The sequence below is a fragment of the Saccharopolyspora sp. NPDC045839 genome, assembly GCF_056431645.1.
The window spans coordinates 191743-217728 of the sequence record NZ_JBWKKH010000007.1; the positions used below are offsets into that span (position 1 = coordinate 191743).

At 73.1% G+C, this 25986-nt stretch carries 20 protein-coding genes, 1 pseudogene and 2 riboswitches; of the genes and pseudogenes, 5 read left to right on the plus strand and 16 right to left on the minus strand.

The genetic code is table 11. The features are described from left to right. Positions 1–6: 6 nt before the first annotated feature. Positions 7–1233, minus strand: coding sequence for a precorrin-3B synthase (cobG, locus tag AC07EQ_RS12940; protein WP_478388164.1), 1227 nt, complete (start codon positions 1231–1233; stop codon positions 7–9). Positions 1234–1319: 86 nt separating this feature from the next. Then, a riboswitch (cobalamin riboswitch) is annotated at positions 1320–1506 on the plus strand. Positions 1507–1600: 94 nt separating this feature from the next. Here cobG and cobN point away from each other — a divergent pair. Further along, positions 1601–5215, plus strand: a complete 3615-nt coding sequence (cobN, locus tag AC07EQ_RS12945) for a cobaltochelatase subunit CobN (protein ID WP_478388165.1) — start codon at positions 1601–1603, stop codon at positions 5213–5215. A 113-nt stretch (positions 5216–5328) separates the two neighbouring features. Here cobN and cobA read toward each other — a convergent pair whose 3' ends face one another. Both cobA and AC07EQ_RS12955 read right to left on the minus strand, forming a co-directional pair. Continuing rightward, positions 5329–6552: a uroporphyrinogen-III C-methyltransferase gene (cobA, locus tag AC07EQ_RS12950; RefSeq protein ID WP_478388166.1), complete on the minus strand. Its 1224-nt coding sequence runs from the start codon at positions 6550–6552 to the stop codon at positions 5329–5331. A gap of 145 nt (positions 6553–6697) precedes the next feature. Continuing rightward, complete coding sequence (locus tag AC07EQ_RS12955) at positions 6698–7753, minus strand: HoxN/HupN/NixA family nickel/cobalt transporter (RefSeq protein ID WP_478388167.1); 1056 nt, start codon at positions 7751–7753, stop codon at positions 6698–6700. A 77-nt stretch (positions 7754–7830) separates the two neighbouring features. After that, a riboswitch (cobalamin riboswitch) is annotated at positions 7831–7955 on the minus strand. Positions 7956–8375: 420 nt separating this feature from the next. Between AC07EQ_RS12955 and AC07EQ_RS12960 the strand changes: the two genes are divergently transcribed. After that, the gene (locus tag AC07EQ_RS12960; RefSeq protein WP_358575349.1) at positions 8376–8645 is read left to right on the plus strand and encodes a DUF1876 domain-containing protein; all 270 of its coding nucleotides are present in this window, start codon (positions 8376–8378) and stop codon (positions 8643–8645) included. Positions 8646–8695: 50 nt separating this feature from the next. Here the strand turns inward: AC07EQ_RS12960 and AC07EQ_RS12965 are convergent, their stop codons facing one another. Then, a complete protein-coding gene (locus AC07EQ_RS12965) occupies positions 8696–9550 on the minus strand; it encodes a LysR substrate-binding domain-containing protein (protein ID WP_478388168.1) in 855 nt (284 codons plus the stop codon). A gap of 90 nt (positions 9551–9640) precedes the next feature. Here AC07EQ_RS12965 and AC07EQ_RS12970 point away from each other — a divergent pair, with 90 nt between their 5' ends. After that, on the plus strand, positions 9641–10558 hold the full coding sequence (locus AC07EQ_RS12970; RefSeq protein WP_478388169.1) for a DMT family transporter: 918 nt from the start codon (positions 9641–9643) through the stop codon (positions 10556–10558). Positions 10559–10756: 198 nt separating this feature from the next. Here the strand turns inward: AC07EQ_RS12970 and AC07EQ_RS12975 are convergent, their stop codons facing one another. Continuing rightward, positions 10757–11395, minus strand: a complete 639-nt coding sequence (locus AC07EQ_RS12975) for a response regulator transcription factor (protein ID WP_478388170.1) — start codon at positions 11393–11395, stop codon at positions 10757–10759. Between the two features lie 52 nt (positions 11396–11447). Between AC07EQ_RS12975 and AC07EQ_RS12980 the strand changes: the two genes are divergently transcribed. Next, positions 11448–11870 carry a hypothetical protein gene (locus tag AC07EQ_RS12980; protein WP_478388171.1) on the plus strand — a complete coding sequence of 141 codons (423 nt, stop codon included), beginning with the start codon at positions 11448–11450 and terminating at the stop codon, positions 11868–11870. Here the strand turns inward: AC07EQ_RS12980 and AC07EQ_RS12985 are convergent. Next, positions 11814–12050, minus strand: a pseudogene (locus AC07EQ_RS12985) (histidine kinase); the annotation flags it as partial. The gene AC07EQ_RS12980 and the pseudogene AC07EQ_RS12985 overlap by 57 nt on opposite strands. On the opposite strand from AC07EQ_RS12985, the gene AC07EQ_RS12990 reads away from it, so the two are divergent. Then, positions 11944–12366: a hypothetical protein gene (locus tag AC07EQ_RS12990; protein WP_478388172.1), complete on the plus strand. Its 423-nt coding sequence runs from the start codon at positions 11944–11946 to the stop codon at positions 12364–12366. The pseudogene AC07EQ_RS12985 and the gene AC07EQ_RS12990 overlap by 107 nt on opposite strands. Positions 12367–13630: 1264 nt before the next feature. Here the strand turns inward: AC07EQ_RS12990 and AC07EQ_RS12995 are convergent. From AC07EQ_RS12995 to AC07EQ_RS13040, 10 genes are all read right to left on the minus strand, one after another. Continuing rightward, the gene (locus tag AC07EQ_RS12995) at positions 13631–13879 is read right to left on the minus strand and encodes a hypothetical protein (protein WP_478388173.1); all 249 of its coding nucleotides are present in this window, start codon (positions 13877–13879) and stop codon (positions 13631–13633) included. A gap of 18 nt (positions 13880–13897) precedes the next feature. Beyond that, positions 13898–15328, minus strand: a complete 1431-nt coding sequence (locus AC07EQ_RS13000) for a pyridoxal-dependent decarboxylase (protein WP_478388260.1) — start codon at positions 15326–15328, stop codon at positions 13898–13900. Between the two features lie 276 nt (positions 15329–15604). Further along, positions 15605–17290: a cobalamin biosynthesis protein gene (locus AC07EQ_RS13005; protein ID WP_478388174.1), complete on the minus strand. Its 1686-nt coding sequence runs from the start codon at positions 17288–17290 to the stop codon at positions 15605–15607. A 536-nt stretch (positions 17291–17826) separates the two neighbouring features. Further along, complete coding sequence (cbiE, locus tag AC07EQ_RS13010) at positions 17827–19029, minus strand: precorrin-6y C5,15-methyltransferase (decarboxylating) subunit CbiE (protein ID WP_478388175.1); 1203 nt, start codon at positions 19027–19029, stop codon at positions 17827–17829. A 262-nt stretch (positions 19030–19291) separates the two neighbouring features. Further along, positions 19292–20593: a precorrin-4 C(11)-methyltransferase gene (gene cobM / locus AC07EQ_RS13015; RefSeq protein ID WP_478388176.1), complete on the minus strand. Its 1302-nt coding sequence runs from the start codon at positions 20591–20593 to the stop codon at positions 19292–19294. A 486-nt stretch (positions 20594–21079) separates the two neighbouring features. Beyond that, complete coding sequence (locus AC07EQ_RS13020; protein ID WP_478388177.1) at positions 21080–22441, minus strand: cobyrinate a,c-diamide synthase; 1362 nt, start codon at positions 22439–22441, stop codon at positions 21080–21082. Beyond that, positions 22438–23052 (minus strand): cob(I)yrinic acid a,c-diamide adenosyltransferase, encoded by a 615-nt coding sequence (gene cobO, locus AC07EQ_RS13025; protein ID WP_478388178.1) that lies wholly within the window; start codon positions 23050–23052, stop codon positions 22438–22440. Before cobO ends, AC07EQ_RS13020 begins: the two co-directional genes overlap by 4 nt. A gap of 52 nt (positions 23053–23104) precedes the next feature. After that, on the minus strand, positions 23105–23896 hold the full coding sequence (locus AC07EQ_RS13030; RefSeq protein ID WP_478388179.1) for an ESX secretion-associated protein EspG: 792 nt from the start codon (positions 23894–23896) through the stop codon (positions 23105–23107). A gap of 83 nt (positions 23897–23979) precedes the next feature. After that, entirely contained in the window at positions 23980–25404 is a 1425-nt protein-coding gene (locus AC07EQ_RS13035; protein WP_478388180.1) for a PPE domain-containing protein, read from the minus strand. Between the two features lie 43 nt (positions 25405–25447). Further along, positions 25448–25969 carry a DUF3558 family protein gene (locus tag AC07EQ_RS13040; RefSeq protein WP_478388181.1) on the minus strand — a complete coding sequence of 174 codons (522 nt, stop codon included), beginning with the start codon at positions 25967–25969 and terminating at the stop codon, positions 25448–25450. Positions 25970–25986: the final 17 nt, after the last annotated feature.

The window sequence follows — 25986 nt, forward strand, 5'->3', positions numbered from 1 at the left end:
TCTCGTTCACACTGTCCTCCGTGCCGCGACGAGCGCGGCGGATACCTGGTCGACATCGGCGCCGGATGCCCGCGTCTCGCCGTCGAGACCGACCTCGTAGCCGGCACCGGTCGCCAGCACTTCCACGACGCGCCCCTGCGGTCGGCCGCAGCGCCGTTCGCAACCCGACCAATGCACCGGCAGAGCGCCGCCGGACGGGGCTCGCACCGCGCGCCGGGCGTCTTCGCGGACATCAGCCCGCGCCTTCGCACAGCCGGGACGACCGGCGCACGCGGTCACCCCGGCACCGGCCGAGGACGGATCGACGAGCAGGCCGTGCGCGCCGAGGCCGGAGAGCCACCGACCGGCTTCGTCCGGCCGCAAGCCGGGCAGGACGACGGTCCGCCACGGCGTCAGGCGAAGTTCGCCCGCGGCGTCGGACGCGGCGGTGATGATATCCAGCTGGTCCCGCGACAGGCGGCCCAGTGGTGCCCCGGCCACCACCGCGACCGTTCCGCCGGGCCGTTCCACCGCGCCGACCTGCGAATGCGTCGCCGGCTGGTTCGCCGGCAGTGGCCCGGCCGGGACGGCGCCGAGGCGTTCGGCGATCCGGCGCGCACCATCGTCGAGTTCGGCCAGCCGCCAGGCCGAGCGCCCTTGCTCGGCCTTCTCCGCCAGGAACGCCTCCGCCGCGGCGATGGCGACGCCGGCGGCCTGGTCCGGGGTCGATCGCACTCCGGAATCCACGCCGGCGAGCACCAGCGCCAGGGTGTCGGCGCGCTCCGCGAGCAGGCCGACATCGGCGCCGAGCGAGATGACGTCCGCGCTGCCGTCGTCGACGGCGAACAGGAAGCGTCCGGGCAGCTCCGCCAGCGATGGCGTCGCGCAGAGCGCCGCGTCGAGTTCCCGGGCCACCGCCCGCACGTCGACCAGCTCGCGGCCGTCCGCCGAGGGCGAGCCGATGATGTTGCGGACCCGCTCGTGCGTTGCCGACGGCAGCAGCCCCGCCGTCCGTAGCCCGGCGGCGAGTTCCTCCTCCGCTCCCGCGGGCAGTCCGCGCACCTGCACGTTCGCCCGCGAGGTGAGCTCCGCGCCGCCGTCGCCGAGCGCCGCGGCCGCCGCGATCGCCCGGGCCTGGGGCGGCGTGAGCACGCCGCCCGGGACTCGGATGCGGGCCAGTCCGCCGTCGGCTGCCTCGTGCACCCGCAGCGCGCCGGGACACGCGTCCCGTTCTGGTCTGGCTCTGTGCAACACCCGGCTGATACTACGGACCCAGGTAGTTGCGGACGCAAAACAAGCGCGGTGCGACGTGCGTCATGCCCGCGCCGCTTGACGTAAGATCGCCCCGTTGCGAAGAGTGGTCGCAGCATTCAGCGGCGACGGTGGAGGAAGCCGGTGCGAATCCGGCGCGGTCCCGCCACTGTCACCGGGGAGCGGACTCCAGGGAAGTCACTGTCCTAACTGGACGGGAAGACGGAGCGAGCGCTGATCCGGGAGCCAGGAGACTCCGGTCGCCGCGACCTACGAACCGGGGCGAGGACCCCGAGGGAGGTGCCGTCATGCACTGCGCACGCGCGCCCAGGTCCCGCGACGCCGGCCGCCACGCCGAGGAGCGATCCGCATGATCCTACTTCTGTCCACTTCGGACACCGATCTGCTCAGCGCGCGGGCCGCCGACGCCGAGTACCGGCTCGGCAACCCGGCACGGCTGGGCGTGGACGACCTGCCCCCGCTGCTGGAGGACGTCGACCTCGTCGTCGTGCGGCTGCTCGGCGGCCGCCGGGCCTGGGAAGAGGGCCTGGACGCGCTGCTCGCGGGCCCGCGCCCGGTGATCGTGCTCGGCGGCGAACAGGCGCCGGACGCGGAACTGATGGAATGCTCCACCGTGCCGGGCGGGGTGTGCGCCGAGGCGCACCGCTACCTCGCCCACGGCGGCCCGGACAACCTGGCTCAGCTGCACCGCTTCCTGTCCGACACGATCCTGCTCACCGGGCACGGCTTCGAACCGCCGGCGGAGACGCCGACCTGGGGCGTGCTGGAACGGACCCCGCGGCGCACCGAGGGCCCGACCGTCGCCGTGCTCTACTACCGCGCGCACCACATGGCGGGCAACACCGCGTTCGCGAACACGCTGTGCGAGGCCATCGAAGACGCCGGTGGCCAGGCCCTGCCGCTGTTCTGCGCCTCCCTGCGGGCCCCCGACCCGCAGCTGCTGGAACAGCTCGGCCGGGCGGACGCGCTGGTCGTCACCGTGCTCGCCGCGGGCGGCACGAAGCCCGCCACGGCCTCCGCCGGCGGTGACGACGAGGCGTGGGACGTCGGCGCACTCGCCGAACTCGACATCCCGATCCTGCAGGGGCTGTGCCTGACCAGCTCCCGCGAGGCCTGGGAGGACAACGACGAGGGCCTGTCGCCGCTGGACATGGCCACGCAGGTCGCCGTGCCCGAGTTCGACGGCCGCCTGATCACCGTGCCCTTCTCCTTCAAGGAGAACGACGCCGAGGGGCTGCCGGTCTACGTGGCCGACCGCGAACGGGCGGCCCGGGTCGCCGGCATCGCGGTCCGGCACGCGACTTTGCGGCACGTGCCGCCGCAGGACAAGCGGCTGGCGCTGATGCTGTCGGCCTACCCGACCAAGCACTCCCGGATCGGCAACGCCGTCGGCCTGGACACGCCGGTCAGCGCGGTCCGCCTGCTGCGGGCGCTGCGCGAGCAGGGCTACGACATCGGCCCCGAGGACGGCCCCGACGCGCTGCCCGGCGTCGCGGACCAGGACGGCGATGCGCTGATCCACGCGCTGATCGCCGCCGGTGGCCAGGACCGCGACTGGCTGTCCGAGGAGCAGCTCAGCGGCAACCCGGTCCGCATCCCCGCGCGCCGGTACGCGAGCTGGTTCGCGACGCTGCCCGAGGACCTGCGCACCGCGATCGAGCAGCACTGGGGACCGCCGCCGGGTGAGCTGTTCGTCGACCGCTCCCAGGACCCGGAAGGCGAGATCGTGCTCGCCGCCGTCCGCGCGGGCAACGTCGTGCTCATGGTGCAGCCGCCGCGCGGGTTCGGCGAGAACCCGATCGCGATCTACCACGACCCGGACCTGCCGCCGAGCCACCACTACCTGGCGGCCTACCGCTGGCTGATCGACGAGTTCGGCGCCCACGCCATGGTGCACCTGGGCAAGCACGGCAACCTCGAATGGCTGCCGGGGAAGACGGCGGGCATGTCCGCCTCGTGCGCCCCGGACGCCGCGATCGCCGACCTCCCGCTGATCTACCCGTTCCTGGTCAACGACCCCGGCGAGGGCACCCAGGCCAAGCGCCGGGTGCACGCCACCCTGGTCGACCACCTCGTGCCGCCGATGGCCCGCGCGGAGAGCTACGGCGACATCGCCCGGCTGGAACAGCTCCTCGACGAGCACGCCAACATCTCCGCGATGGACCCGGCGAAGCTGCCCGCGATCCGCAGCCAGATCTGGACGCTGATGCAGGCCGCCAAGCTCGACCACGATCTCGGGCTCGACGAACGGCCGCACGATGCGGAATTCGACGACATGCTACTGCACGTCGACGGCTGGCTCTGCGAGGTCAAGGACGCCCAGATCCGCGACGGCCTGCACGTGCTCGGCGACGCCCCGGCCGGCGAGGCCCGGGTGAACCTCGTGCTCGCGATGCTGCGCGCGCGCCAGATGTGGAGCGGGCAGAGCGCCGCGCTGCCCGGCTTGCGGGAAGCTCTCGGGCTCGCCGAGGACGGCAGCGCGGCCCGGGAGCAGGTCGACGACGTCGAGACCCGCGCGCACGCCCTGGCCCAGGCGATGGAGGACCGCGGCTGGAGCCCGGATTCGGCGCCGGAGGTCTGCCGGGAGGTCCTCGGCAGCGCCGAGGACGCGGTCGTGCGGGTGCTGGAGTTCGCCGCGACCGAGGTGGTGCCGCGGCTCGCCGCGACGACCGACGAGATGACCGCGACGCTGCACGCCCTCGAAGGCGGGTACGTGCCCGCAGGTCCCAGCGGGTCGCCGCTGCGCGGGCTGGTCAACGTCCTGCCCACCGGCCGCAACTTCTACTCGGTCGACCCCAAGGCCGTGCCCAGCCGCCTGGCCTGGGAGACCGGGTGGGCGATCGCGGAATCCCTGCTCGACCGCTACCGCGCCGACACCGGCGACTGGCCCCGCTCGGTCGGCCTGTCGGTGTGGGGCACCAGCGCGATGCGCACGTCCGGCGACGACATCGCGGAGGTGCTGGCGCTGCTCGGCGTCCGGCCGACCTGGGACGAGGCGTCGCGCCGGGTCAACGGGCTGGAGGTGATCCCGCTCGACGAGCTGGGCCGCCCCCGCATCGACGTCACGGTCCGCATCAGCGGTTTCTTCCGGGACGCCTTCCCGCACGTGGTCGCGCTCCTCGACGACGCCGTGCGCCTGGTCGCCGCCCTCGAGGAGCCGGACGAGCAGAACTTCGTGCGGGCGCACGCGCGGGCAGACCTCGCCGAGCACGGCGACCAGCGGCGCGCCACGATGCGGATCTTCGGCTCCAAGCCGGGCGCGTACGGCGCGGGGATCCTGCCGCTGATCGACAGCCGGAACTGGCGCGACGACGCCGACCTGGCCGAGGTGTACGCGGTGTGGGGCGGCTTCGCCTACGGGCGCGAGCTGGACGGCGAACCGGCCCGCGCCGACATGGAAAGCGCCTACAAGCGGATCTCCGTGGCGGCGAAGAACACCGACACGCGCGAGCACGACATCGCCGACTCCGACGACTACTTCCAGTACCACGGCGGCATGATCGCCACGGTCCGAGCGCTGACCGGCAAGGCCCCGGCGGCCTACATCGGCGACAGCACGCGCCCCGACTCGATCCGCACCCGGTCCCTGACCGAGGAGACGTCGCGGGTGTTCCGGGCCCGCGTCGTCAACCCGCGGTGGCTGGCGGCGATGCGCCGCCACGGCTACAAGGGCGCGTTCGAGCTGGCGGCGACGGTGGACTACCTGTTCGGCTACGACGCCACGACCGGCGTCGTGGCCGACTGGATGTACGAGAAGCTCGCCGAGACCTACGTGCTGGACGAGGAGAACCAGCGGTTCCTCACCGAGTCCAACCCGTGGGCGCTGCACGGCATCACCGAGCGGCTGCTGGAGGCTGCCAACCGGCAGATGTGGCAGGAGCCGAACCCGGACACCTTGCAGGCGCTGCAGGACGTCTACCTGCAGGCCGAAGGCGATCTGGAGGACGGGCCCGGCCAGCGCTGACAACCCGGTTCCGGGGCGGGCCGGTACCACGAGACCCCGCCCCGGAACCGGCGTCCCGCAATTTCCATTGAAATCGAAGGTCCAATTTCAATGGAAATTGCGGGGTTCCGGCGCTACCGGCGCGACTCCGGGGCGAGGTCCGCCACCGGACCGACGACGATCACCGCGGGCGGCTTGATCTCCGCGTCCCGCACGGCGCCGGCGACCTCGCCGAGCGTGGTGCGGAGCGTCTGCTGGTTGCGCGTGGTGCCTTCCTGCACCACCGCGACCGGCGACTTCGGGTCGCGGCCGTGCTCGATCAGGACCGCCGCGAACTCCCGGATCCGCTTGACCGCCATCATCAGCACCAGGGTGCCGCGCAGCCGGCCCAGCGCCGGCCAGTCCACCAGCGACTGCTCGTCGTGCGGCCCGACGTGTCCGGACACGACCACGACCTCGTGCGCGACGCCGCGGTGGGTGACCGGCACGTCGGCCGCGGCGGGAGCCGCGAAAGCGCTGGTGATCCCGGGAACCGCGGTCACCGCGACCCCGGCCTCGACGCACGCCAGCAGCTCCTCGAACCCGCGCCCGAACAGATACGGGTCGCCGCCCTTGAGCCGCACCACGAACTTGCCGGCCTTGGCGTGCTCGATCAGCAGCGAGTTGATGACGTCCTGGTTGGCCGCCCGCCCGTAGGGGATCTTCGAGGCGTCCACCACCTCCACGTGCGGGCCGAGCTCTTCGAGCAGCTCGCGCGGCGCCAGGCGGTCGGTGATCACCACGTCCGCGCGGCCCAGCAGCTGGCGCCCGCGGACCGTGATCAGGTCCGGGTCGCCCGGGCCGCCGCCCACGAGCGCGACGCCCGGCGCCGGCGGCTCGGACCGCTCGTCGACCACACCGGTGCGCAACGCCTCCACGAGCCCGTCCCGCACGGCGGCGGAGCGCCGGTGGTCGCCGCCCGCCAGCACCCCGAGCAGCAGCCCGCCGTGCTGGGCCACCGCGGGCGTGACGGCGGTCCCCTGCGAGGCGTCGTCGGCGCGGACGCAGAAGATGCGGCGCTGCTCGGCTTCGGCCGCGACCGCGGCGTTCACCTCGGCCCCGGTCGCGCACGCCACGACGTACCAAGCACCTTCCAGGTCGCCGTCGGCGTAGGGGCGCCGGTGCCACGTCAGGTCGCCCGCCTCGGCCATCGCCTCGACAGCCGGGGTCGCCTCCGGCGCGATCACGTCGACCAGCGCACCGGAGTTGATCAGGCGTGGGACCCGGCGCTGCGCGACGGTGCCCGCGCCGACGACGACCACCCGCTTCCCGGCGAGGTCGAGCCCGGCGAAGTAGTGCTGTTCAGTGTGCTTGGTCATGTCCGTAGTCCATGTCGGCTCCGCCCCGGCGAACTCGCCGGGGCCTTGTGCTCGGGGGCGCAGCCACGCGGTAGGCCACCTCGTCGTGGCTCACGATCACCGGCCTGACCGCGGGGCGCCACCTGGCACAGCCGGTGGACGCCGGTCACGCGCGTTCCGCGTCGCCGCCGCGGGCGGCGACTTTCCACCAGAGCGCGGCGCCGCCCCATACTGCCATGAAAGCGGCCAGCGTCAGATAGCCGAGCAGCTCGAAGTGGTCGCCGATGGCCGCGATGGGCTCCGCGAAGGACACGCCGAGCTCCTGGAGCAACCCGGCGAGGACGACCAGCGCGACGACCGCGGCGAGCACCACCGTCAGCGCGGTGGTCGTCACGTTCACCCACAACCGCCGCAGCGGCCGCGCCAGCGACCACGTGTAGGCCCGGGACATCAGCATGCCGTCCACGCTGTCCACTGTGCACATTCCGGCGGCGAACAGCAGCGGCAGGCTCAGCACGGCGATCGCGGACAGGTGCTCGGTCGGGGAGACCATGGCGAGCACGGTGATCTCGGTGGCGGTCTGCATGCCGAGCCCGAACAGCAGCCCGATGCCGAACAGGTGCCAGGAGCGGGCCACGTTGCGCATCCGCCCCCGCAGCACCCGGGCGAGCAGGCCGCGCCGCCCGAGCACCAGCTCGACCTCGGCCTCGTCGACCGCGCCGCGGCGGGCACGGCGCAGCAGCCGCAGGGCATCGCGCAGCACCAGCGCGTTGAGCACGGCCAGCGCGGTCAGGACCGTGATCACGATCAGGTCCACCGCCGTGGCGATCCGCACGCCGGCCTCCTCGGCCCACTGCTGCGCGGCGGGTCCGGCGATGAATGCGACCGCGACGGCGAGGAAGAGCACGACGCTGGCGTGCCCGAGGGCGAACCACATGCCGGTCGACACCGGTCGCCTGCCGCGCTGCATCAGCAGCCGCGTGGCGTCGTCGATCACTGCGACGTGGTCGGCGTCGAACCCGTGGCGCAATCCGAGCAGGTATGCGGTCATTCCCGCGGCGGCCAGCCCTCCCACTGCGTCGAACTCCTGCTGCTGCAGCAGGTACGCGCCCCAACCAGCCAGGTGGAGCACTCCGACGGCGGCCAGCACGACCGCTGCTTTCCGGCGCTCGATGGCGCCCCAACCGGCCTGCGGCCGGCTCTCTTCGGCATCCCGAGACATGGGATATCCGACCTCCTGGGTTTCCCGCCCGAGGGGCTCGGTGTCCGCACGCCGCGGCGCGGCGCGGGGCCGGCGCGCAGTCTCCTGACTCCCGGATCGACGCGGCACCCCTGCCTTCCAGCTGCACGCAGCCGTGGCAACGAGTGGGGCCCACTCCCCGGTCACAGTGGCGGGACCGTCCCGGATTCGCACCGGGTTCCTGCACTGTCGGCGGCCGTATCCTTGCCTGCCCCGCGACCCGAGGTCAAACCCCGGGTGAAGTCGATCACGTCCGGGCGGCGGCGCGTCAGTCGAGCGCCGTTTTCGCGCGAAACCGGCGTTTCGCACGCCTGGCAGGCGCCGGTTTCGCGCGAAAACGCCGCACTCGCTTCCGAGCCGGCGCAGCGACCTGGAGCGAGCGGCGGAGCCAGGACCGAGCGGCGCAGGCCGATCGCGGCGACGCGCCTCGTTTGGCGACGAGGGCCGGTTGGGTACGTCGCGCGTACCGGTCTGCGCGGCCGGCCGGGGTGACCCGGATGGGTGAACACCGGTCTTCCGCCGCTCCGGTCGGCCAGCGCATGCTTGGGCTACGGCGACCTCAAGGGCCTGCGGGAACGCGGGCCGACGGGGACAGGAGACGACCATGAACGAGACCCACACCATCACGCTGAACCTCCAGGTCGTGGAGGCGGGCGCGAAGACCACCGCCGACGTCGGGTTCACCACCCCCAGCGGTCAGGCGCTGCACGGGCACGGCACCGCGCGCCGCCACCCGGACGACCCGGAGGTACCGCAGATCGGCGACGAGATCGCGATCGCCCGCGCCCTGTTCGAACTGGCGCACAAGCTGCTGGACAACGCGGCCAGCGACATCGGTGAGCGGCTGCACCGCCGCGTGCACCTGCCCGCCTGACGCGCAGCCGGGGGCGTCTCCGATCCGTCGGGGGCGTCCTCCGGCATGTCTCACGAATGCGCTTCGACCACCTCGCGCGCCGTCTTCGCGACGAGGTCCGCGAGGTCGTCGTCGAGTCCGGGGCGGGCCCGGACCCGCAGCGGCGCGGAATCCAGCCGCGGGAGGTCGGCGCGCACCACCAGCCCTTCCAGGCGCGGCTTCGCCGAGGGCAGCAGCGTGACGCCGAGGCCGGACCGCGCGGCCGCGAGCACCCCGGCCAGATCGGCGGCCTCGCACACCAGGTCCGGGTGCCGGCCGATCCCGGTCACCGCGTCGACCGCGAGCCGCCGCATGATGCAGGGCTCGTCGAAGACGACCATCGGCAGCGGCTCGCCGGGGCCCGGCGGCGCCCAGTCCGGTGCCGCGTACCAGTCCAGCCGGAGCCGGCCCGCGTCCCGGCTCCGCCCGCCGACCGACCGGTCGATCAGCAGGGCGATGTCGATGCTGCCGCGATCCACCGCTTCCGCGAGCCGCGCCGTCCGGTCCAGCCGGAACCGCACCTCGAACCCCGGGAAGGCGGCTCGCATCCGGGTCGCCAGCTCGGGGAGCAGCCGGTCGGCGGCGTGCTCGGTGGAGCCGAAGACGAGCGTGCGGCGTTCCTCCGCGCCGAGCCGGCGCAGCGCCTCGTCGTGCGCGTCGAGGATGCGCCGCGCCTCCGCCAGCAGGAGCTCTCCGGACGCGGTGAACTTGGCTTGGCGCCCCTCCCGGACCACCAGCTTCCGGTCCAGCACCCGCTCCAGCTTGCGCAGGTGCTGGCTGACCGCGGACTGGGTCAGGCACAGCGCGGCGGCGGCCCGGTGGAACCCGCCGCAGTCGGCGACCGCGACCATGCTGCGCAACGCGACGATGTCCAGTACGGCACTCATGCGGCCACCCTAACCGATCAGCAATTGAAATCGATCGCGATCACTTATCGTTGTTGGACGCGGCCGGGCCGGGCGGGCGAGGCTGGGATCATGAAGGGCACCCGCTCGATCCCGCTGCCGCTGGCGGCACCGATCGTCGTCATCTGGGCCAGCGGCTTCCCCACCGGGAAGCTGGGCGTCGGCGCCGCTCCCCCGTTCCTCCTGACCTCCGTGCGGCTCGCGCTGGCCGCGGCGGTGTTCGCGGCGATCGCGGTCTGCTCCCGCGCGGCCTGGCCCGGCGGCAAGCGGTTCGGGCACACCGCCGTCGCCGGGATCCTCACCAGCGGAGCGCAGTTCGCCGGGTGCTACGGCGGGATGGCCGTCGGGGTCCCGGCATCGGTGACCGCGCTGGTGCTCGCCATGAACCCGGTGCTCACCGCGGCGCTCGCGGCCGGATTCCTGGGCGAGCGGCTGAGCCGGATCCGCATGATCGGGCTCGTCCTCGGCGTGCTCGCCGTCGTCGTCACGCTCGGCGGGCAGGTGCTCGCCGACGGCGCGGTGAACCCGGGAATCCTGCTCACCCTGCTGGGGTTGCTCGGTTTCTCCGCGGGCGGGCTCTACCAGCAGCGGTACTGCACCGGGGTCGACGTCCGGGCCGGTGGCGCCGTGCAGTCGGGCGCGGCGGCGCTGGCGGTCGGCGTGATCGCGGTGTTCGAGCAGGGTCACGTCGCGCACTGGGGGCAGGCCACCGGGGTGCTGCTGTGGCTGGTCCTGGCGGGATCGGTGGCCGGAACCGCGTTCTACCTGCGGGCGATCGCGGTCGGCGGCGCGAGCCGGGCGAGCGCCCTGTTCTGCATCGTCCCGCCCGTATCCGCCCTGCTGTCCTGGCCGATCCTGGGTGAAACGCCGTCCCTCACCGCCGCGCTGGGAATGGCCCTCGGAGCCGTGGCGTGCGTGCTCGGCACCAGGCCCGACCCGGCCCGCGAGCCCAAGTCCCGAGAACTCGCAGAGGCGCGCGCCGCGACGTGAGCGCTTTCGGCTGCGGCAGACGCTCTTCCGGATGCGGCGCAGGGATGCGGTACGGCACTCTGCCCTCGAAGCGGCGGCGTGGTGCGGGGCGGCGTTTTCGCGCGAAACCGGCGCCCTCAGGCGTGGCGAACGCCGGTTTCACGCGAAAACGGCGCGCAGAACGCCTCCGGCAGCCGTGCAACAGCGCTCACGAACCCCTCACCGCTTGAGGTATTCCAGCACCGCCAGCACTCGGCGGTTGGTGTCGTCGGAGGTCTCGAGGCCCAGCTTCCCGAAGATGCTCGCGATGTTCTTGCTCACCGCGCCTTCGCTGATGAACAGCTGCCCGGCGATCGCCGCGTTCGAGCGCCCTTCGGCCATCAGCGACAGCACCTCGCGCTCCCGCTCCGTCAACCGCTCCAGCGGGGTGGTCCGCCGGGCGACCAGCGTGGAGATCACCTCCGGGTCCATCGCGGTGCCGCCGGCGGCGACCCGGCGCACCGCGTCGATGAACTGCTCCGCGTTGAACACCCGGTCCTTGAGCAGGTAGCCGATCCCGCCGGTGCCATCGGCCAGGAGTTCGCGGGCGTAGAGCTGCTCGACGTGCTGGGACAGCACCAGCACCGGCAGCCCCGGGATCTCGCGCCGGGCGACCAGCGCGGCCCGCAGCCCCTCGTCGGTCTGGGTGGGCGGCAGCCGCACGTCGACCACCGCCACGTCCGGCCGGTGCTCCAGCAGCGCCCGCTCCAGCTCGGGACCGGTCTCCACGGCGGCGACGATCTCGCAGCCGTGCGCGGCGAGCAGGGTGGTCAGGCCGTCCCGGAGGAGGAAGAGGTCTTCTGCGAGGACAACGCGCACGGGATCTCCATCGTCGCCCGGGTCGGACCGCCGGGCGGGCTGCTGAGGTGCAATGTTCCGTCGAACGTACCGAGCCTGCGCCGGATGCCCGCAGCCCGCTGCCGCGGTCCGGGTCGGCCCCGCCCGAGCCGTCGTCGGTCACGACGATCCGCAGCGACTCCCGCTGGTAACCCAGCTCGACGCGGATCTCGTCCGCCCCGGCGTGCTTGAGCGCGTTCGCGACCAGCTCCCGGGTCGCGAAGTAGGCCGCGGACTCCACCGCGGACGGGCATCGCCCGGGCAGGTCCGCCGACACCTCGATCCGCACGCTCAGGTCGAGGGCCAGCGCGCGCACGGCGTCGACGAGGCCTCGCTCGGTGAGCACCGGCGGGCGGATTCCCCGCACCAGGGCGCGGAGTTCGGAGAGCGTCTGGCCGGATTCGGCCTTGCTCTCGCCCAGCAGCTCCCTGGCCCGCTGCGGGTCGCTGTCCAGTAGCCGCTCCGCGGCGGCGAGCTTCAGCCCCAGCGCGATCAGCCGGGCCTGGGCGCCATCGTGCAGGTCGCGCTCGATGCGGCGCAGCTGGGTGTCCTCGGCTTCGGTCGCGTCGGCGCGGGTCTCGGCGAGCCGCCGAACCCGTTGCGCCAGCAGGGTTTTCCCGGTCGGCGCCAGCAGCAGGCGGGTCCACCGGCCGTGCAGGCGCACCAGCGGCGGTGCCAGCGCCACGACCGCCGCCCCGGCGGCCAGCCCGAGCGGGAACCCGGCCAGCGGGGTTTCCGCGAGCCACTTCGCCGGGGCGAGCAGCTCCGCCCACGGCCGCCCGACGTCGAAGAACAGGCCACCGACCCGGACCCAGAACGGGATCCAGAAGCCCCAGCCGAAGACCCAGCACAACGCCGCGAGCGGGGCCAGCAGCGCCGCGGTGACCGGGCCGTCGCCGAGCAGCCACAGCAGGTCTCGCGGGCTGGCCGGATCGGTCATCGCCTGGCGGTAGCGGGCCCGCCTGATCGCGGGCCGCGGCGACTTCCGCAGCATCCGGCCGGCCCGGTAGAGCCCGTCGGACGTGGGCACGGGTGCGATGAAGGGCAGGTAGACCTCGTCCACCGGGACCCCGGACCACTTCCCGGCGAGGCTGCGGCCCAGACCCGCGAGCAGCCGGGCGACCCGATTGCACCAGGGCCACCACAGGAACGCGCCAAGCACGTGGGTGAGGACGAAGAGGACGACCAGGACCACGCCCGCGAGCAGGTTCACCACGGCCAGCAGGCCGAGAACCGCCAGGTGCCAGAGGCCGTGCAACCCGCGCACGATCCATTCCCACCACCGGCACGGCCGAACCGGGCTCAACAGCATCCGCACCCAAAGCCCGTGCGCCCGCAGGAAAGCCCGGCCGCCCAGCACCGCCAGCAGGCCCAGCACCGCGCCGACGACCGTGTTGAGCAGCATCCAGTTCAGGTCCCGGCTCGTCGCCGGGTCCTCCGCCAACCACACGACGCGCGCGAGGTAGCGCGGGATGCGCGGCTTCCGGTACAGCGCCTTGTCGTGCCGGTACCAGCCTTCGGCGTCCGGCTGCGGTTCCGGCGGGGCAGGCCGGTACGGCACCGGCACCTCGACGCCGCCCCAGTCCCGCGCCAGCCGCCGCCCGAGGTTCGCTGCCGCCCGGCAGCGTCCGATGAACCACTCCCCCGGCGACAGCAGGCCGATCGACACCACGCCCAGACCGAACAGGTACAGCACGAACAGCAGCGGCCCCGGCAGCGCCAGCAGCAGGAGCACCAGCCCTCGCCCGGCGGTCGTCGCACGTTGTCGTGCCCGATTTCGCATAAGTCCATCTTCTCCGGCACCGGCGGAAAGGCACTGCCCGTGCCTTCCGCGTGGGGGTAGAGCTAGCTCTACTCCCGAACGGGCCGGAAGCCCCCCTCGAACGGCAGCAGGACGCATACCCGCAGGCACGCTGCGTTCCTAGCGTCGAGGCCATGGCAATCAGCGAAGATTCGTCCACTGTGGATGACCTGGGGAACCGCGTCGGCACGGAGCTGGCGAGGCTACCCCGGCAACCGCTGGCGATCGCCTCGGCCCTCTCCTGCCTCCTCGCACCCTCGATCGGGCTCCCCGCGGCCATCGTCGTCGCGCTGGTGCTCGCGGCCGCCAACCTGCGGCGGTGCACCGAACCGGTTGCCGCCTTCCTCGCTCACCTGGTGGCGTTCGCCGGGTTGTCGCTGGCCGCCACGGCCATCATGCAGCCACCGAGGGCCCTCCTAGTCGCAGGCGCGCTCACCGCGCTCGCTCTGCTCAGCTGCGGGTTGCTGACCGCGGCGCTGCCGCGCCGCACCGGTTCGGCCCTCGCTGCGGCGCTGCTGCTGCCCGGCCTGCCGCTGGCCGCGATTCCGGGCCCGCTGCAACCGATCGGCGACCTCACCGCGCCGGGCGCCGCGCTCCACGCCCTCCAGACCGCCTCGGCCGGCGACTGGCCGGCTCCGGTGCACGTGCTCGTGCTGATCGGGCACGCGCTGCTCGCGGGCAGGTCAGCCCATCGCCTCCTGGATCCGCTTCCAGGCCGCGAGCACGTGCCGCCGCTCGGTCTGCGGCGAGCCGACCGCGAGCCGCAGCAGCGTCCGGCCGTCCACCTTGGTGTGGGTCAGGTACAGCTCGCCGGAGTCGTTCAGCGATTCCATCAGCCGGTAGACCCGGTCGTTGGCGTCCTCGGCGGACAGCTCCGGGAACAGCGGCCGGAAGCAGACCAGGCCCAGCGGATGCGGCTCCAGCAGCTCGAACCGCGGGTCGTCGCGGACCCGGTCGGCGAACTCCTGGGCCAGGCCGACGGTGGCGCGGATGTGCTCGCGCAGCCCCTCCGCCCCGTACCAGCGCAGCACCGACCACAGCTTCAGCGCCCGGAACCTGCGGCCCAGCGGCACCTGCCAGTCCCGGTAGTCGATCACCTCACCGGACGCCGTCGCCGGATTGCGCAGGTACTCCGGCAGGATCGACAGCGCGTCGACCATGGGCCGCCGGTCGGCCATCCACAGCAGGCTGCAGTCGAAGTTCGTCAGCAACCACTTGTGCGCGTTCGTGCAGTACGAATCGGCGAAGTCGGCGACGCCATCGTTGATCCAGCGCAGTTCCGGGCACACCGCGGCAACGCCCGCGTACGCCGCGTCCACGTGCAGCCAGATCCCGCGCGCCCGGCACACCTCGCCGACCGCGCGGACCGGGTCGATCGCCGTCGTCGAGGTCGTGCCGATCGTCGCGCACACCAGCGTGGGCACCGCGCCGGCGGCGAGGTCCTCGGCGATCAGCGCGTCGAGGTGCTCCGGGTCCATGCCGAGCGTGTCCGGGTCGACGTCGACGATCCGGACGTTGTCCCCGCCGACGCCCACCATCCGCGCCGCGCGCTCCAGGGACGAATGGGTGTGCGCGGAGACGTAGAGCGTGTGCCGCCGGGTGATGCCCCGGCTCGCCACCTGTCCGTCGCTGACCCGCTGCAGCGCGGCGAGGCAGGCGACGAGCGCGGCGCTGGACGCCGAGTCCTGGATCACCCCGCCGCCGACGGCGTCGGTCCGGAAGTGCTCGGGCAAGCCCAGCAGCTCCGCCATCCAGTCCACGACGACGGTCTCCAGCTCGGTGCACGCCGGGCTGGTCGCCCACACCATGCCCTGCACGCCCAGCCCGCTGGAGAGCAGGTCGCCGAGGATCGACGGGCCGGTGGCGTTGGCCGGGAAGTAGGCGAAGAAGTTCGGGTGCTGCCAGTGCGTGACGCCCGGCACCAGTACGGCGTCGAGGTCGCTGAGCACCCGCTCGAACGGTTCGCCCCGCTCGGGCGGGTGCGCCGGGAGCTGCGCCCGGACCTCGCCGGGCCCCACCTGGGACCGGACCGGATGCCGCTCGACGCCGGAGTAGTAGTCGGCGATCCAGTCGACGACCTGCCTGCCGAACTCCCGGAACTCCTCGGGAGACATGTGCCCGCTCATCCCAGCCAGCTTCGCACGCCCACCCCACCAAAACCAGCGGCTCCCAGTGCCCCTGGAGATGATCTTCCGCAGCGGTGGCCTCCGGGATGCCCGACCCGTGCACGTCCAACCTGTCCTCGCCGGACGGATCGCGGGGGGCGGTAACGGGGGCACGGTGGGACGTGGTCACTCGGAACCGGGCGCCTTCGGGTGAGCCGGCGGAACAACTCTGGAAGAACTCTCAGGCACCGGCCGGGTAGGGTTCCCGCAGGTCGTTCAGGCGTGTCAGTGGGCGTCGGCCGGTCCCCGCGGGGTCACCATCCGGCCATCGACCACTGTGGACCGCGAGGTGCCCACGACCACCGTGGTGGACGCGTCCGCCTCCGCCGGGTCGAAGTCGGCGATCGGCGCGCACCACACCCGCTCCCCGGCGCGACCGGCCCCGCGGACCGCGCCCACCGGCGTGGTCCCCGGGCGGTGCTCCGCCAGGACCTCCAGGGCGCGGCCGAGCCGCCGGTCCCCCGAACGCGGGTCGTGGAAGCACACCACCAGGTCGGCCTCCGCCGCCGCGCGGACGCGGCGCTCGATGACCTCCCACGGCGTGTGCGCGTCGGACAGGCTGATCAGCGCGTGGTCGTGCCCGAGCGGCCCGCCCAGCAGTGCGGACGCGGCCAGCGCCGCCGTCACGCCGGGCACGCCGACCAACTCGATGTCGGCACCGGCCTCCTCCAGCGCCATCGCGGACCCGCCGAGCAGCGCCACCGCGCGCCCCTCCCGGGCCAGCGCGACCGCCTCGGCGCCGCCGGTGGCGCGCACCTCGGTGCCGGGGCGCAGCAGGTGCCGGACCTGGTCGACGTGCTCGTCCGGGCCGACGACCACGGAGGCGCGGCGCAGCTCGACGTCGGCGCGCGGGGTCCGCAGGTCGGGGTTGCCCGGGCCGATGCCGATGATCGCCAGCCGGCCGCGGGGCCGGATGCGCGCGGCGGCCGCGGTCACGTCGTCGCCCCTGATCTTGGGCACGACCAGCTCGACGGGCGCCCCACCGCCGAGCTCGGCGGCCGCGCGCAGCGCCGATGCCTCGGCGACGGAGGGCGTGCCCGCCGCCGCGCTCGCCACCTCGCTGGGGTTGGGCACCTCGATGCCTGCCAGCGCCTCCGCCGGATAGGTCAGCAGCGACAGCTCCTCGCCGCCGTCGGAGTGCCAGAAGCCCAGGTCCTGCACCGCCTCCAGGATGCCGTCCTCGTCGGCCTTCAGGTCGACGCTGGCGACCGCGCGGATCGCCCGCGGGTCCAGGCCGTGCTCGCGGTCCAGCCGGGCGATCGTCTCGGTCACCGCCGTCCGCGAGACGCCGCGGGCGGCCCCGACGCCGACGACCAGCGTGCGCGGGATGAGCCGCAGCGTCCGCTCCTCGTCCTCCGTCGGGCGCCGATCGTCGATCACGACCGTCCACAGCGGCGCTTCGGGGTGGGCGGAAACGTTGGGCGGCAGCGCCGGCAGCGGGAAGCCGTGCGGGTTGACCAGGCGGACCGACCAGCCGTCGAGGATCGCGCCGCCGCAGGCCGCCAGGTCACCGTCCACAGTGGCGTCGAGCTGGTCGACGAGCTCGTCCAGCGGGGTGGTGCCGGTGCTGTCGGAGGCGGCGGTGACCACCGGGGTGCAGCCGAGCACGTCGGCGACCTGCTCGGCGAGCGCGCCCCCGGCGTGACCGCCGGTCAGGGCGATGGCGAAGCGGCGTTCGTCGTCGACGCAGACCACCCCGGGATCGCTGTGCTTGTCCCGCAGCAGCGGCGCGACCAGCCGCACCGCCGCGCCGCTGGCCAGGAAGAACACCGCCGCGTCCAGGTGGTCCCACAGGCGGCGCACGGCGGGCGCGATCGGCCCGTCCGCGACGACGGCGTCCGGCCCCAGCCGCCCGGCCAGTTCGGCGGCGGACCGCCGTCCCGCCGCGGTCACCGCGAACAGACCGATCACTGGCACTCCTCAACCTGGTCGACTGCTTTCACGAACGCCTCAGCATGGTGCCACCCGCACGGCGCCCTCTCGCACGGGCCAGACCCCTGCCACCGCGATTTCGATTGAGGTTTTCCAACCTCGTTTCGCGTGGCGGTGCGGGCGACGGAACCTCAAAGGCTCCCGGACTGCGGGCGCCCACCCTTATGCATGCCAATACACGACGCCAGGGCCGTCCTCGCCGGGACAACCCCGGAGGGGGTGGGCACAGTGAACCCGCGGCGGTGCCAGTGCCGTAGATGAGTTATGCGCCTACTGCGCATGCGACACCCCATCGACGTGCAGCTTTGCGACCCGCGGCTACGGGCCGTCGAGGATGAAAACGCTCAATGGAAATCACGTCTCCGATTTCCATTGAAATTGCGGAAGTTGTCCACAGCCATCGGCGTGTCGTGGCTCGACACGCCGATGGTCCGCAATTTCCATTGAAATCGAAGGTCCGATTTCCATTGAAATTGCGGCCCGACGGAGCCCGGCCCCAGCGGGACGGCGTGGGGTCAGCGTTGTTTCCGGTAGCCCGAGATCAGGACGACCGGGTCGGCCGCTTCCAGGCGGGATGCGCCGTCCTGCAGTTCCGCCAGCCGGGCGGCCGACAGCTGCACGCCCTCGACCTCGTAGTCGGCCGCGCGCAACGCGTCGCGGGTCGGCCCGACCCGGTCCAGCGCCGACAGCGCCACCACGACGCGGGACGCCCCGGCGTGCGCGCACGCCGTGACGACCTCGGTGCCGCCGCCTCCGACGAAGATCGCGTCCGGCCGCGGCAGGTTGCGCAGCACCTGCGGCGCGGAGCCCTCCTCGACCCGGACGTCCACGCCGTGGCTCGCGGCGTTGGTGATCAGCCGCACCGCCTGCGCCTCGTCGGACTCCACCGCGATCGTCGCCGCGCCCATCCGGGCGCACTCCACCGCCACCGAGCCCGAACCCGCGCCGACGTCCCAGACGAGCGTGCCCGGCCGGGGCGCGAGCTTCGCCAGCGCCACGGCCCGCACCTCGGCCTTGGTGATCATGCCGTCGCGGTGCGAGAACTCGTCCTCGGACAGCGCCCACCCGGTCGCCGGCGGCACCGGCTCGCCGCCCGCGATCCAGCCCCGCTGCGGCACGTCGTCGAGATCGGCCAGGGAGAGCACGATGTTCGGCTCGTGCCAGCTGCGCTTCGCCGCCTCCGCCGGTTCGAGGGTGACCACCGACTCGTTCGGCCCGCCGAGGTCCTCGGCGACGATCATGGTGCGCCGCCAGCCGGCCAGGCCGGAGCCGATCTGGGCCGGGCCCGCCTTCGGCGCGGTCAGCACCACCACGGCCGGCCGCGCGCGGCAGACGTTGATCGCCTGGGAGAGGTCGCTGCCGAGCGCGCTGACCACGACGACGTCGTCCCAGGACCGGCCGACGCGCGCCATCAACTGCTGAACGCTGGAGGCCGACGGCAGCACCGTGCACCGGATGCCGCGGTCGCGCAGCGCGCGGACGGCACCGAAGAAACCGGGATCGCCCGAGGCCAGCACGACGCCGCTCTCGTCGCCGGACAGCGACGACAGCGCGTTCAGCGCCGGTTCCAGCGGCCCGAGTTCGAGCTTGCGCGCGTGTTCCGGCGAATGCGCCTCCAAGTGCCGTCTGCCGCCCACCACGAGCCGCGCCGACTCCAGCACCTCGGCGCTGCCCTTCGGCAGGTCGCCACCATCGACCCCGATCACCGTGACTGCCACGTCACCCACCTCGCTCCGGCGGCCGCCACCGCGTGTTCGTCCCGGAAGCCCGCGCGACCCGGACACGCGGCCGACGGCCGCATTACTGGCTGATCCGCTTCAATACTGCTGCCACCGGCGCGCAGAGCCGGTCCGCACACGCCGAGAACGGCCCGGCCCGCTGTCACATCTCGCATGACCGGTGGGCGGCCGGGGCACCCGATGTCCAATTCGGACCCCGCGGGTGCATCACGACCTCGCCGGGGACGGCAGCTTCGCCTCGCTATTCGCCCTGCTCATCCGGCTTCGCCGGGGGCTTGCGCTTCGCGGCGGGCTTCGCCTTCGCCGCCGTCGTGGCGGACGCGGACTTCGCCCGCTTCGCGGCTGCGGCCTTCGCCCCCCGCTTCGCGGGCGTGGCCTTCGCGGTGGCCCGGGTCGTCGTGGTGCGCGCGGCGGATGTCCGCTTCGCCTCCGCGGCTTCCGCGCGAACGGGCTGTTCACCCACGTCAACGGGCAGTTCGCTCCCAACCGCTTCCGCCGGAACCGGCGCCACCGGATCGACCGGCCGTTCGGCGGCCGCCACGGGCTCCTCGGTGAACAGCTGCGACTGCGCCTCGTCGACCCGCCGGGCCGTGCGGGTGGACGCGACTCGCGCCGCGCCGCGCGCGCTCTCCTGCCAGTTGCGCACCGCCCACCACGCGACGTCGGACTCGCGCACGCGGGCGTTCTCACCGGGTTCCTCGGCGCGCGGCTCGGTGTTCTCCGCGCGCGGGCGCACCGGGGTGGGACGGTCCGCCCGCAGCGCCCGGCGCGTGACCGGGTCGGCGCGGCGGTAGGTGTGGGAGTGCCCCGCGGCGTACGGCGAGCGGGTTCCGCTGCCGTTGAGGCTCTTCCCGACGATGAACAGCGTGTTCCGCCACAGCTTGTGCTGCTTGACGGTCTTCTCCAGCTCGGAGAGGTTCGTGCGCAGCAACAGCTCGTCGGGCCAGGAGACCTTGTAGGCCACCAGCACCGGGGTGTCTTCCGGGTACCCGCCGGCGCACAGTTCCTCGACGAGCTGGGCGGCGCGCGACGCGGACAGGAACAGCGCCATCGTGGTGCCGTGCTTGGCGAACTCGCGCACCTTCTCGCCTTCCGGCATCGGCGTCTTGCCGCCCTCCAGCCGGGTCAGCACCAGCGACTGGGCGACCTCCGGCACGGTGAGTTCCCGCCCGACCGCGGCCGCGGCGGCGGAGAACGCCGGAACGCCCGGCACGATCTCGACTTCCACGTTCATCCGCGCGCACGCGTCGTGCTGGTCCTGGACCGCGCCCCACAGCGACGGGTCGCCGGAGTGCACCCGGGCGACGTTGAGCTTGTCCCGCTCGGCGCGGCGGTAGATCTCCAGCGCCTGCTCGTGGGTCAGCCGGGAGGAGTCGATCAGCTCCGCGTCGCTGCGCGCGTGCTCCTGGATGCATTCCGGCGCGACGAGGCTCGCGGTCCACACCACGATGTCGGCCTCGGCGATCCGCCGGGCGCCGCGGACCGTGATCAGGTCGGCCGCGCCGGGCCCGGCACCGATGAACGAGATCCGGCCAGTCAGCATTGTTCTCCTCTTCCGCCTCGGGGTGGAAGTACTACCACGGTGGACAGGTACGGTGCATCGTCCACTTCGGACACATCGGACGGCGGGAGCACTCGCGCGCCCCGCGCGCCGAGGTGCTCGGCGCGGACCGAGCGCTCCGGGGCTCCGCATTCGGCGATCGCGGCGCGCGGCTCGCCGAGCCACCGGCCGCCTTCGCAGGCAACGACCGTACCGCGTGACCGCAAAGCGACCCGCAGCGCGGTCACGTCCCGCATCGCCTGGATCACGGTGCGTGAACCGGCTCTCCCGGCCCGTGCGTGACCCACCGCTGGACGGCTGGAAGCCGAATGCGCGGCGGGATCCTCGGAGGTGGGGAAAGCCACGGTGCCGTCCTGATCACGCAGCCGCTGCGCCCGGGCGGCCCCCGGGACGAAAACGGTTCCCGTTCCGCGGAATTCGCGCAGCGCGGCCGGGGTCAGCATCCCCGGCTCGCCGGACGGACGAGCCTCACCGCGCGCACCGCGCCACGAACCGCCGCACCGCTTCGGGCTGCCCGGCCGGATGGGTGTGCAGGTACGAGGCGTGCACCCCGCCGTCGACGAACCCTTCCCGCTGCGCGCCCGTCGCACGCCACACCCACGCAGGCCGCGAGCCGCTGCCGGGCTCCAGGACGGTGCGGTGGAACTCGTGGCCGCTCACCCGGGCGCCTTCGTCGAACAGGACGGAATCGGCGGCGGCCACGGCGTCGCGGTAACCCAGCGTCAGCCGCGGCGACATCCGCGCCCGCGCGTCGAGCACGCCGCACAGCGGGTGGCCGTCCAGCTCCTCCGCCAGGTACAGCAGCCCGCCGCATTCCGCGTGGATCGGCGCCCCCGTGGCGGCGAAAGCCGCGATTTCCTTGCGCAGCGCGGTATTCGCCGACAAATCGGCGACGTGCTGCTCGGGGAAGCCGCCCGGCAGCACCAGGCCCGCGGTGCGTTCCGGCAGCCGCTCGTCGTGGAGTGGGTCGAGGACCGCGACCTCGGCACCGGCGGCTTCGAGCAGCTCTACGTGTTCGGCGTAGCCGAAGGTGAACGCCCGCCCGCCGGCCACCGCGACCACGGCCCCGGCCTGCGGGTGCACCTCGTCGCGCGGGTTCCAGGCGGCGCCGGGCAACCCGGGAGCCGAGCGGGCCAACGCGCACACCGCGTCGAGATCCACCGACCGGGCAACGACTTCGGTCATCGCCTCGACCGCGCGGACGGCCTCGCCGCCGTGCTCGGCGGCCGTGACGAGGCCGAGGTGGCGCGATGGGACGGCGAGATCATCGGCGCGCGGGATCGCGCCGAGCACCGGGAGGCCGGCGTTGTCGGCGGCGTCGCGGAGCACCTGCTCGTGCCGCTGCGAGCCGACCCGGTTGAGGATCACGCCACCGATCCGGACCTCCGGGCGGTAGCTGCGGAAACCGTGCAGCAGCGCGGCGAGGCTGTGGCTCTGGCCCCTCGCGTCGACGACCAGCACCACGGGCGCGTCCAGCAGCTGCGCGACGTGCGCCGTGGATCCGGCGGCGATCCCCTCGCCCGGCCCGATGCGGCCGTCGAACAGGCCCATCACGCCTTCCACGACGGACAGTTCGGCGCCGGCGGCGCCGTGCCGGAACAGCGGCGCGATCCGCTCCTCGCCGACCAGCACGGGATCGAGGTTGCGGGCCGGGCGGCCGGCGGCGAGCCGGTGGTAGCCGGGGTCGATGTAGTCCGGGCCGACCTTGAACGGCGCGACCCCGGTCCCGCGCCGCCGCAGCGCGCCGAGCAGCCCGGTCACCACGGTGGTCTTCCCCTGCCCGGATGCCGGTGCGGCCACCACCACCCGGGCGTGCGAGGAATCGGTCACCACTCGATGCCCCTCTGGCCCTTCTGACCGTCGTCCATCGGGTGCTTGACCTTGGTGGTCTCCATGACGAGGTCGGCGGCGTCGATCAGGGCCTGCGGGGCGTAGCGGCCGGTGATCACGACGTGCTGGTGCCCGGGCCGGTCGCGCAGGGTCTCGACGACCTCGGCGACGTCGACCCAGCCCCAGTGCAGCGGATAGGTGAACTCGTCCAGCACGTAGAGGCCGTGGCTCTGCTCGCCGATCCGGCGGGCGATCTCCCGCCAGCCCTCCAGCGCCGCCGCCGCGTGGTCCTCCTCGCTGCCCTTCTTGCGGGCCCACGACCAGCCCTCGCCCATCTTGTGCCACTCGACGGGCCCGCCTTCGCCGGTCTCGTCGTGCAACCGCCCCAGGGCGCGGAACGCCGACTCCTCGCCGACCCGCCACTTCGCCGACTTGACGAACTGGAACACCCCGATCGACCAGCCCTGGTTCCAGCCGCGCAGGGCGAGCCCGAAGGCAGCGGTGGACTTGCCCTTCATATCGCCGGTGTGCACCACGAGCAGCGGCCTGTTGCGGCGCTGGCGAGTGGTCAACCCGTCGTTCGGCACTGTCGAAGGCTGTCCCTGAGGCATGCCCCGACCCTAACGGGCCGCCCCGGCACCGTCCGACTCGTCCCGAACGATCTCAGCGGGCGGGCCGGAAGGCCGCGAGCTGCTCGTCGAGGTACCGGGCCAGCCGCTGCTTGTCCGCCGGGCCGAAGGTGTTCCAGCGCTCGCCGTCGTTGTTGCGACGCGTCGTGACGCTGTAGCGGCCTTCTTCGGTGTCCCGCCAGCCGATCGCCGGGAGCCGGACCGGCTGCCCGCCGCCGTCCCGGCCGGTCACCACGAAGTAGCCGACCCGCCGCGTCGGCAGGGCCATGATCTTCTCCACCTTGCGCAGGTCCCCGCCGCCTCGCCGCGACGCGCCCGGCTGCGCCGAGCCCAGCCAGGAATCCGGCTCCGCCTCGCGCACCGGCTGGGGCTTCGGCTCGCCGTCGGCGGCGATCGTCCCCGCGTCGAGCTTGCCGGCCGGGACCTCCGGCAGCAGGCCGACGCAGACCCGGGCGAGGCCGCGGACGTCGATGAACTCGATCCGCAGGCCCTGCTCTTCCTGAACCGCCAGCACCCCGACCCGCCCGGCCACCGCCACGCGCGCCCGGTAGACGGCGTCCGACTTGCCGTCGTAGGAGGTGACCGCGACGCCGATCTCCGGGCGGTGCAGCAGGTTCAGCGCCTGCTCCACCTCCGGTTCGGCGCGGCCGCGATCGGCCAGCCGGCGCTGCTCCAGCCCACCCCAGACGTCCTTGCGGAGCCGGGCGCGTTCGTCGAGCGTGGCGGCGAAGTGCGGGATCTCGAACGGGAACTGCCTAAGGTCGACCCGCAGATCCTCGCCGAGGACGTCCGCCGCCTCCGCGGAAAGCGTGAACGATTCGATCATCTCTTCCCCTTCTGGGCACGCCTCGATCCCCCGAGGAACCGGTGTTCCTCGGGGAATCGCGCGAAACTTCGAACGCGGGCGGGCTACTCGCCGAACACCGGCGGCGCGACCTTCGGCAACCCGAGGTCGTCCCAGGCCTCATCGGTGTCGACCACGTACTTGCTCTCGTGCTCGTCGTCCTCTTCGGACTTGCCGCCCTGGCCGCGACCGGCCGCGCCGCCGCCGGCCATCCCGGCACCACCACGACCACCGGCCGCACCACCGGCTCCGGCACCACCGGCACTCGCACCACCGGCGGCCCCCAGGCCGCCGATTCCGGCACGACCACCAGCGCCGAGCTGGCCGCCACCGGCACCTCCGACCCGGCCGGCACCTCCCAGTCCGCCGCCGCGGCCACCGCCCATGCCACCGGCGCCGCCCGGGCGTCCGCCACCGGGCCCGCCGGGGCCGGGGCGCTGCTGGTTCGGCGGCAGCGGAGCCCACCGCCCGTTGTAGGGGTTCTGGCGCTCCCACTGGCCGGTGTTCGGATTCCAGCGGGTGTCCGACGGCGGCGTGGCCGGCGGGCTCTGCTGCCACACCGCGTTCGTGCTGCTCGGCGGGACGTTCGGCGCGCTGGGCGGGCTGTACTGCGGCGTCGAGGTGTTCGGGCCGGTCCAGGCCGACTGGGTCGACGCGGGCGTGCTCGACGGGTTGATGGAACCGATCGTGTTCTGCGTCTGCTGCGACGTGCCGGGCGGCTCCTCGGGCCCGCGCGGGGCGGGCACGAACGCCGGCGTCTGCGCCGCGGCCGTCCCGAAGTTGGTCTCCATCTTCGACATCACCTGGGCCGCTTCCTGGTGAGCGGCCTGGCTCTTCTCCTGCTTCTCCACGATGTCGTTGGCCCGGCTGAGGGCCGTGAACGGGTTCGGGTCGGAGAAGTAGTTCTTCAGCTCCTGCTTCATGTCGAACTCGACGACCTCGGGCATCGAGTTCCGCGCCCGCTCCGCCGCCTCGGCCTGCATGCCGACCTGGTTGGCGGTGAGCTGAGCCGCGCTGCCGGAGTGCGACATGTGGTCGGCCAGCTGCGTGACGTGCTTCCGCATTGCGTCACCGGCCTCGCCCTGCCAGGTGTGCTCCGTCTTGGTCGCGGCCTGCCGGATCTGCTCGGCGAACTCCAGGAACTTCGCCCCGTGACCGTGGTAGACGCGACCGATGTCGTGCACCGCGGCGGGATCGAAGTTCTCCCGGACGAACCGGTCCATCTCCTTGTGCTCGAAGGACAGGTAGTGCGTGTTCCCCAGCGAACCGGGCTTCTCGCGAAGCTCCTGGTCGACCGACAGGGCCTTGGCCTGCTCCTGCCCGTACTTCGACGCTTCCGCCGTGGCCTTGGCCTTCGACAGCACGTCCGTCAGCACATCGCCGATGATCGGCACGTTGGACGCGCCCGCGTACTCCTGCTTCCCCTGCTCGTACGCGGAGTGCTCGTGATCGGCGATGTATTCCGACCCACCACCCGGTGGCGACGTCATGACTTCCCCCTTGATCCACCTTTTTAAGTTCTACGCAAATGCTTCAGTTCTTCGGAAGATTCGCCAGCACCAACGGCGCAGCATCCTGCGCCGCCTGGCACGCCGCTTCGGTGTCGCGCGCGGTGGCGTTAATCGCAATGGATTCCTTTGGAGATAGGGGGAAGAACACCCCGCAGTCTCCCGGACCGACGAGCTCGCGGACGCGCTTGCCGTCCACACCTGCGGCAGAGACGGCATCGACCTTGCCTTCGGTGAGGTTCAGTTCGTCCACCGACTTGTCGCTGTTCACCACCACGGAAATGCCACCTACAGCAAGCTTGAAATCACAGCCAGGAGCGCCCGCGTAGCGCTTGGGCGTGCCAGGACCTTTGACGCCCAGCTTTGCCGTATCGGCCGACTTCAACGTCTGGCAGGGATCGATGGCTGCTGCCGCATTGCTCGTCGGCGATGCGCTCTCCCCGGTTTCTCCTGAACCGTCGCCGGTTCCGCCAGTGCCCGACGATCCACAGCCCGCGGCAGCCAGCGCCAACAGCGCGAGCGCTCCGGCGATCACAGACTTCGTCAACGACCTACGCACCTGAG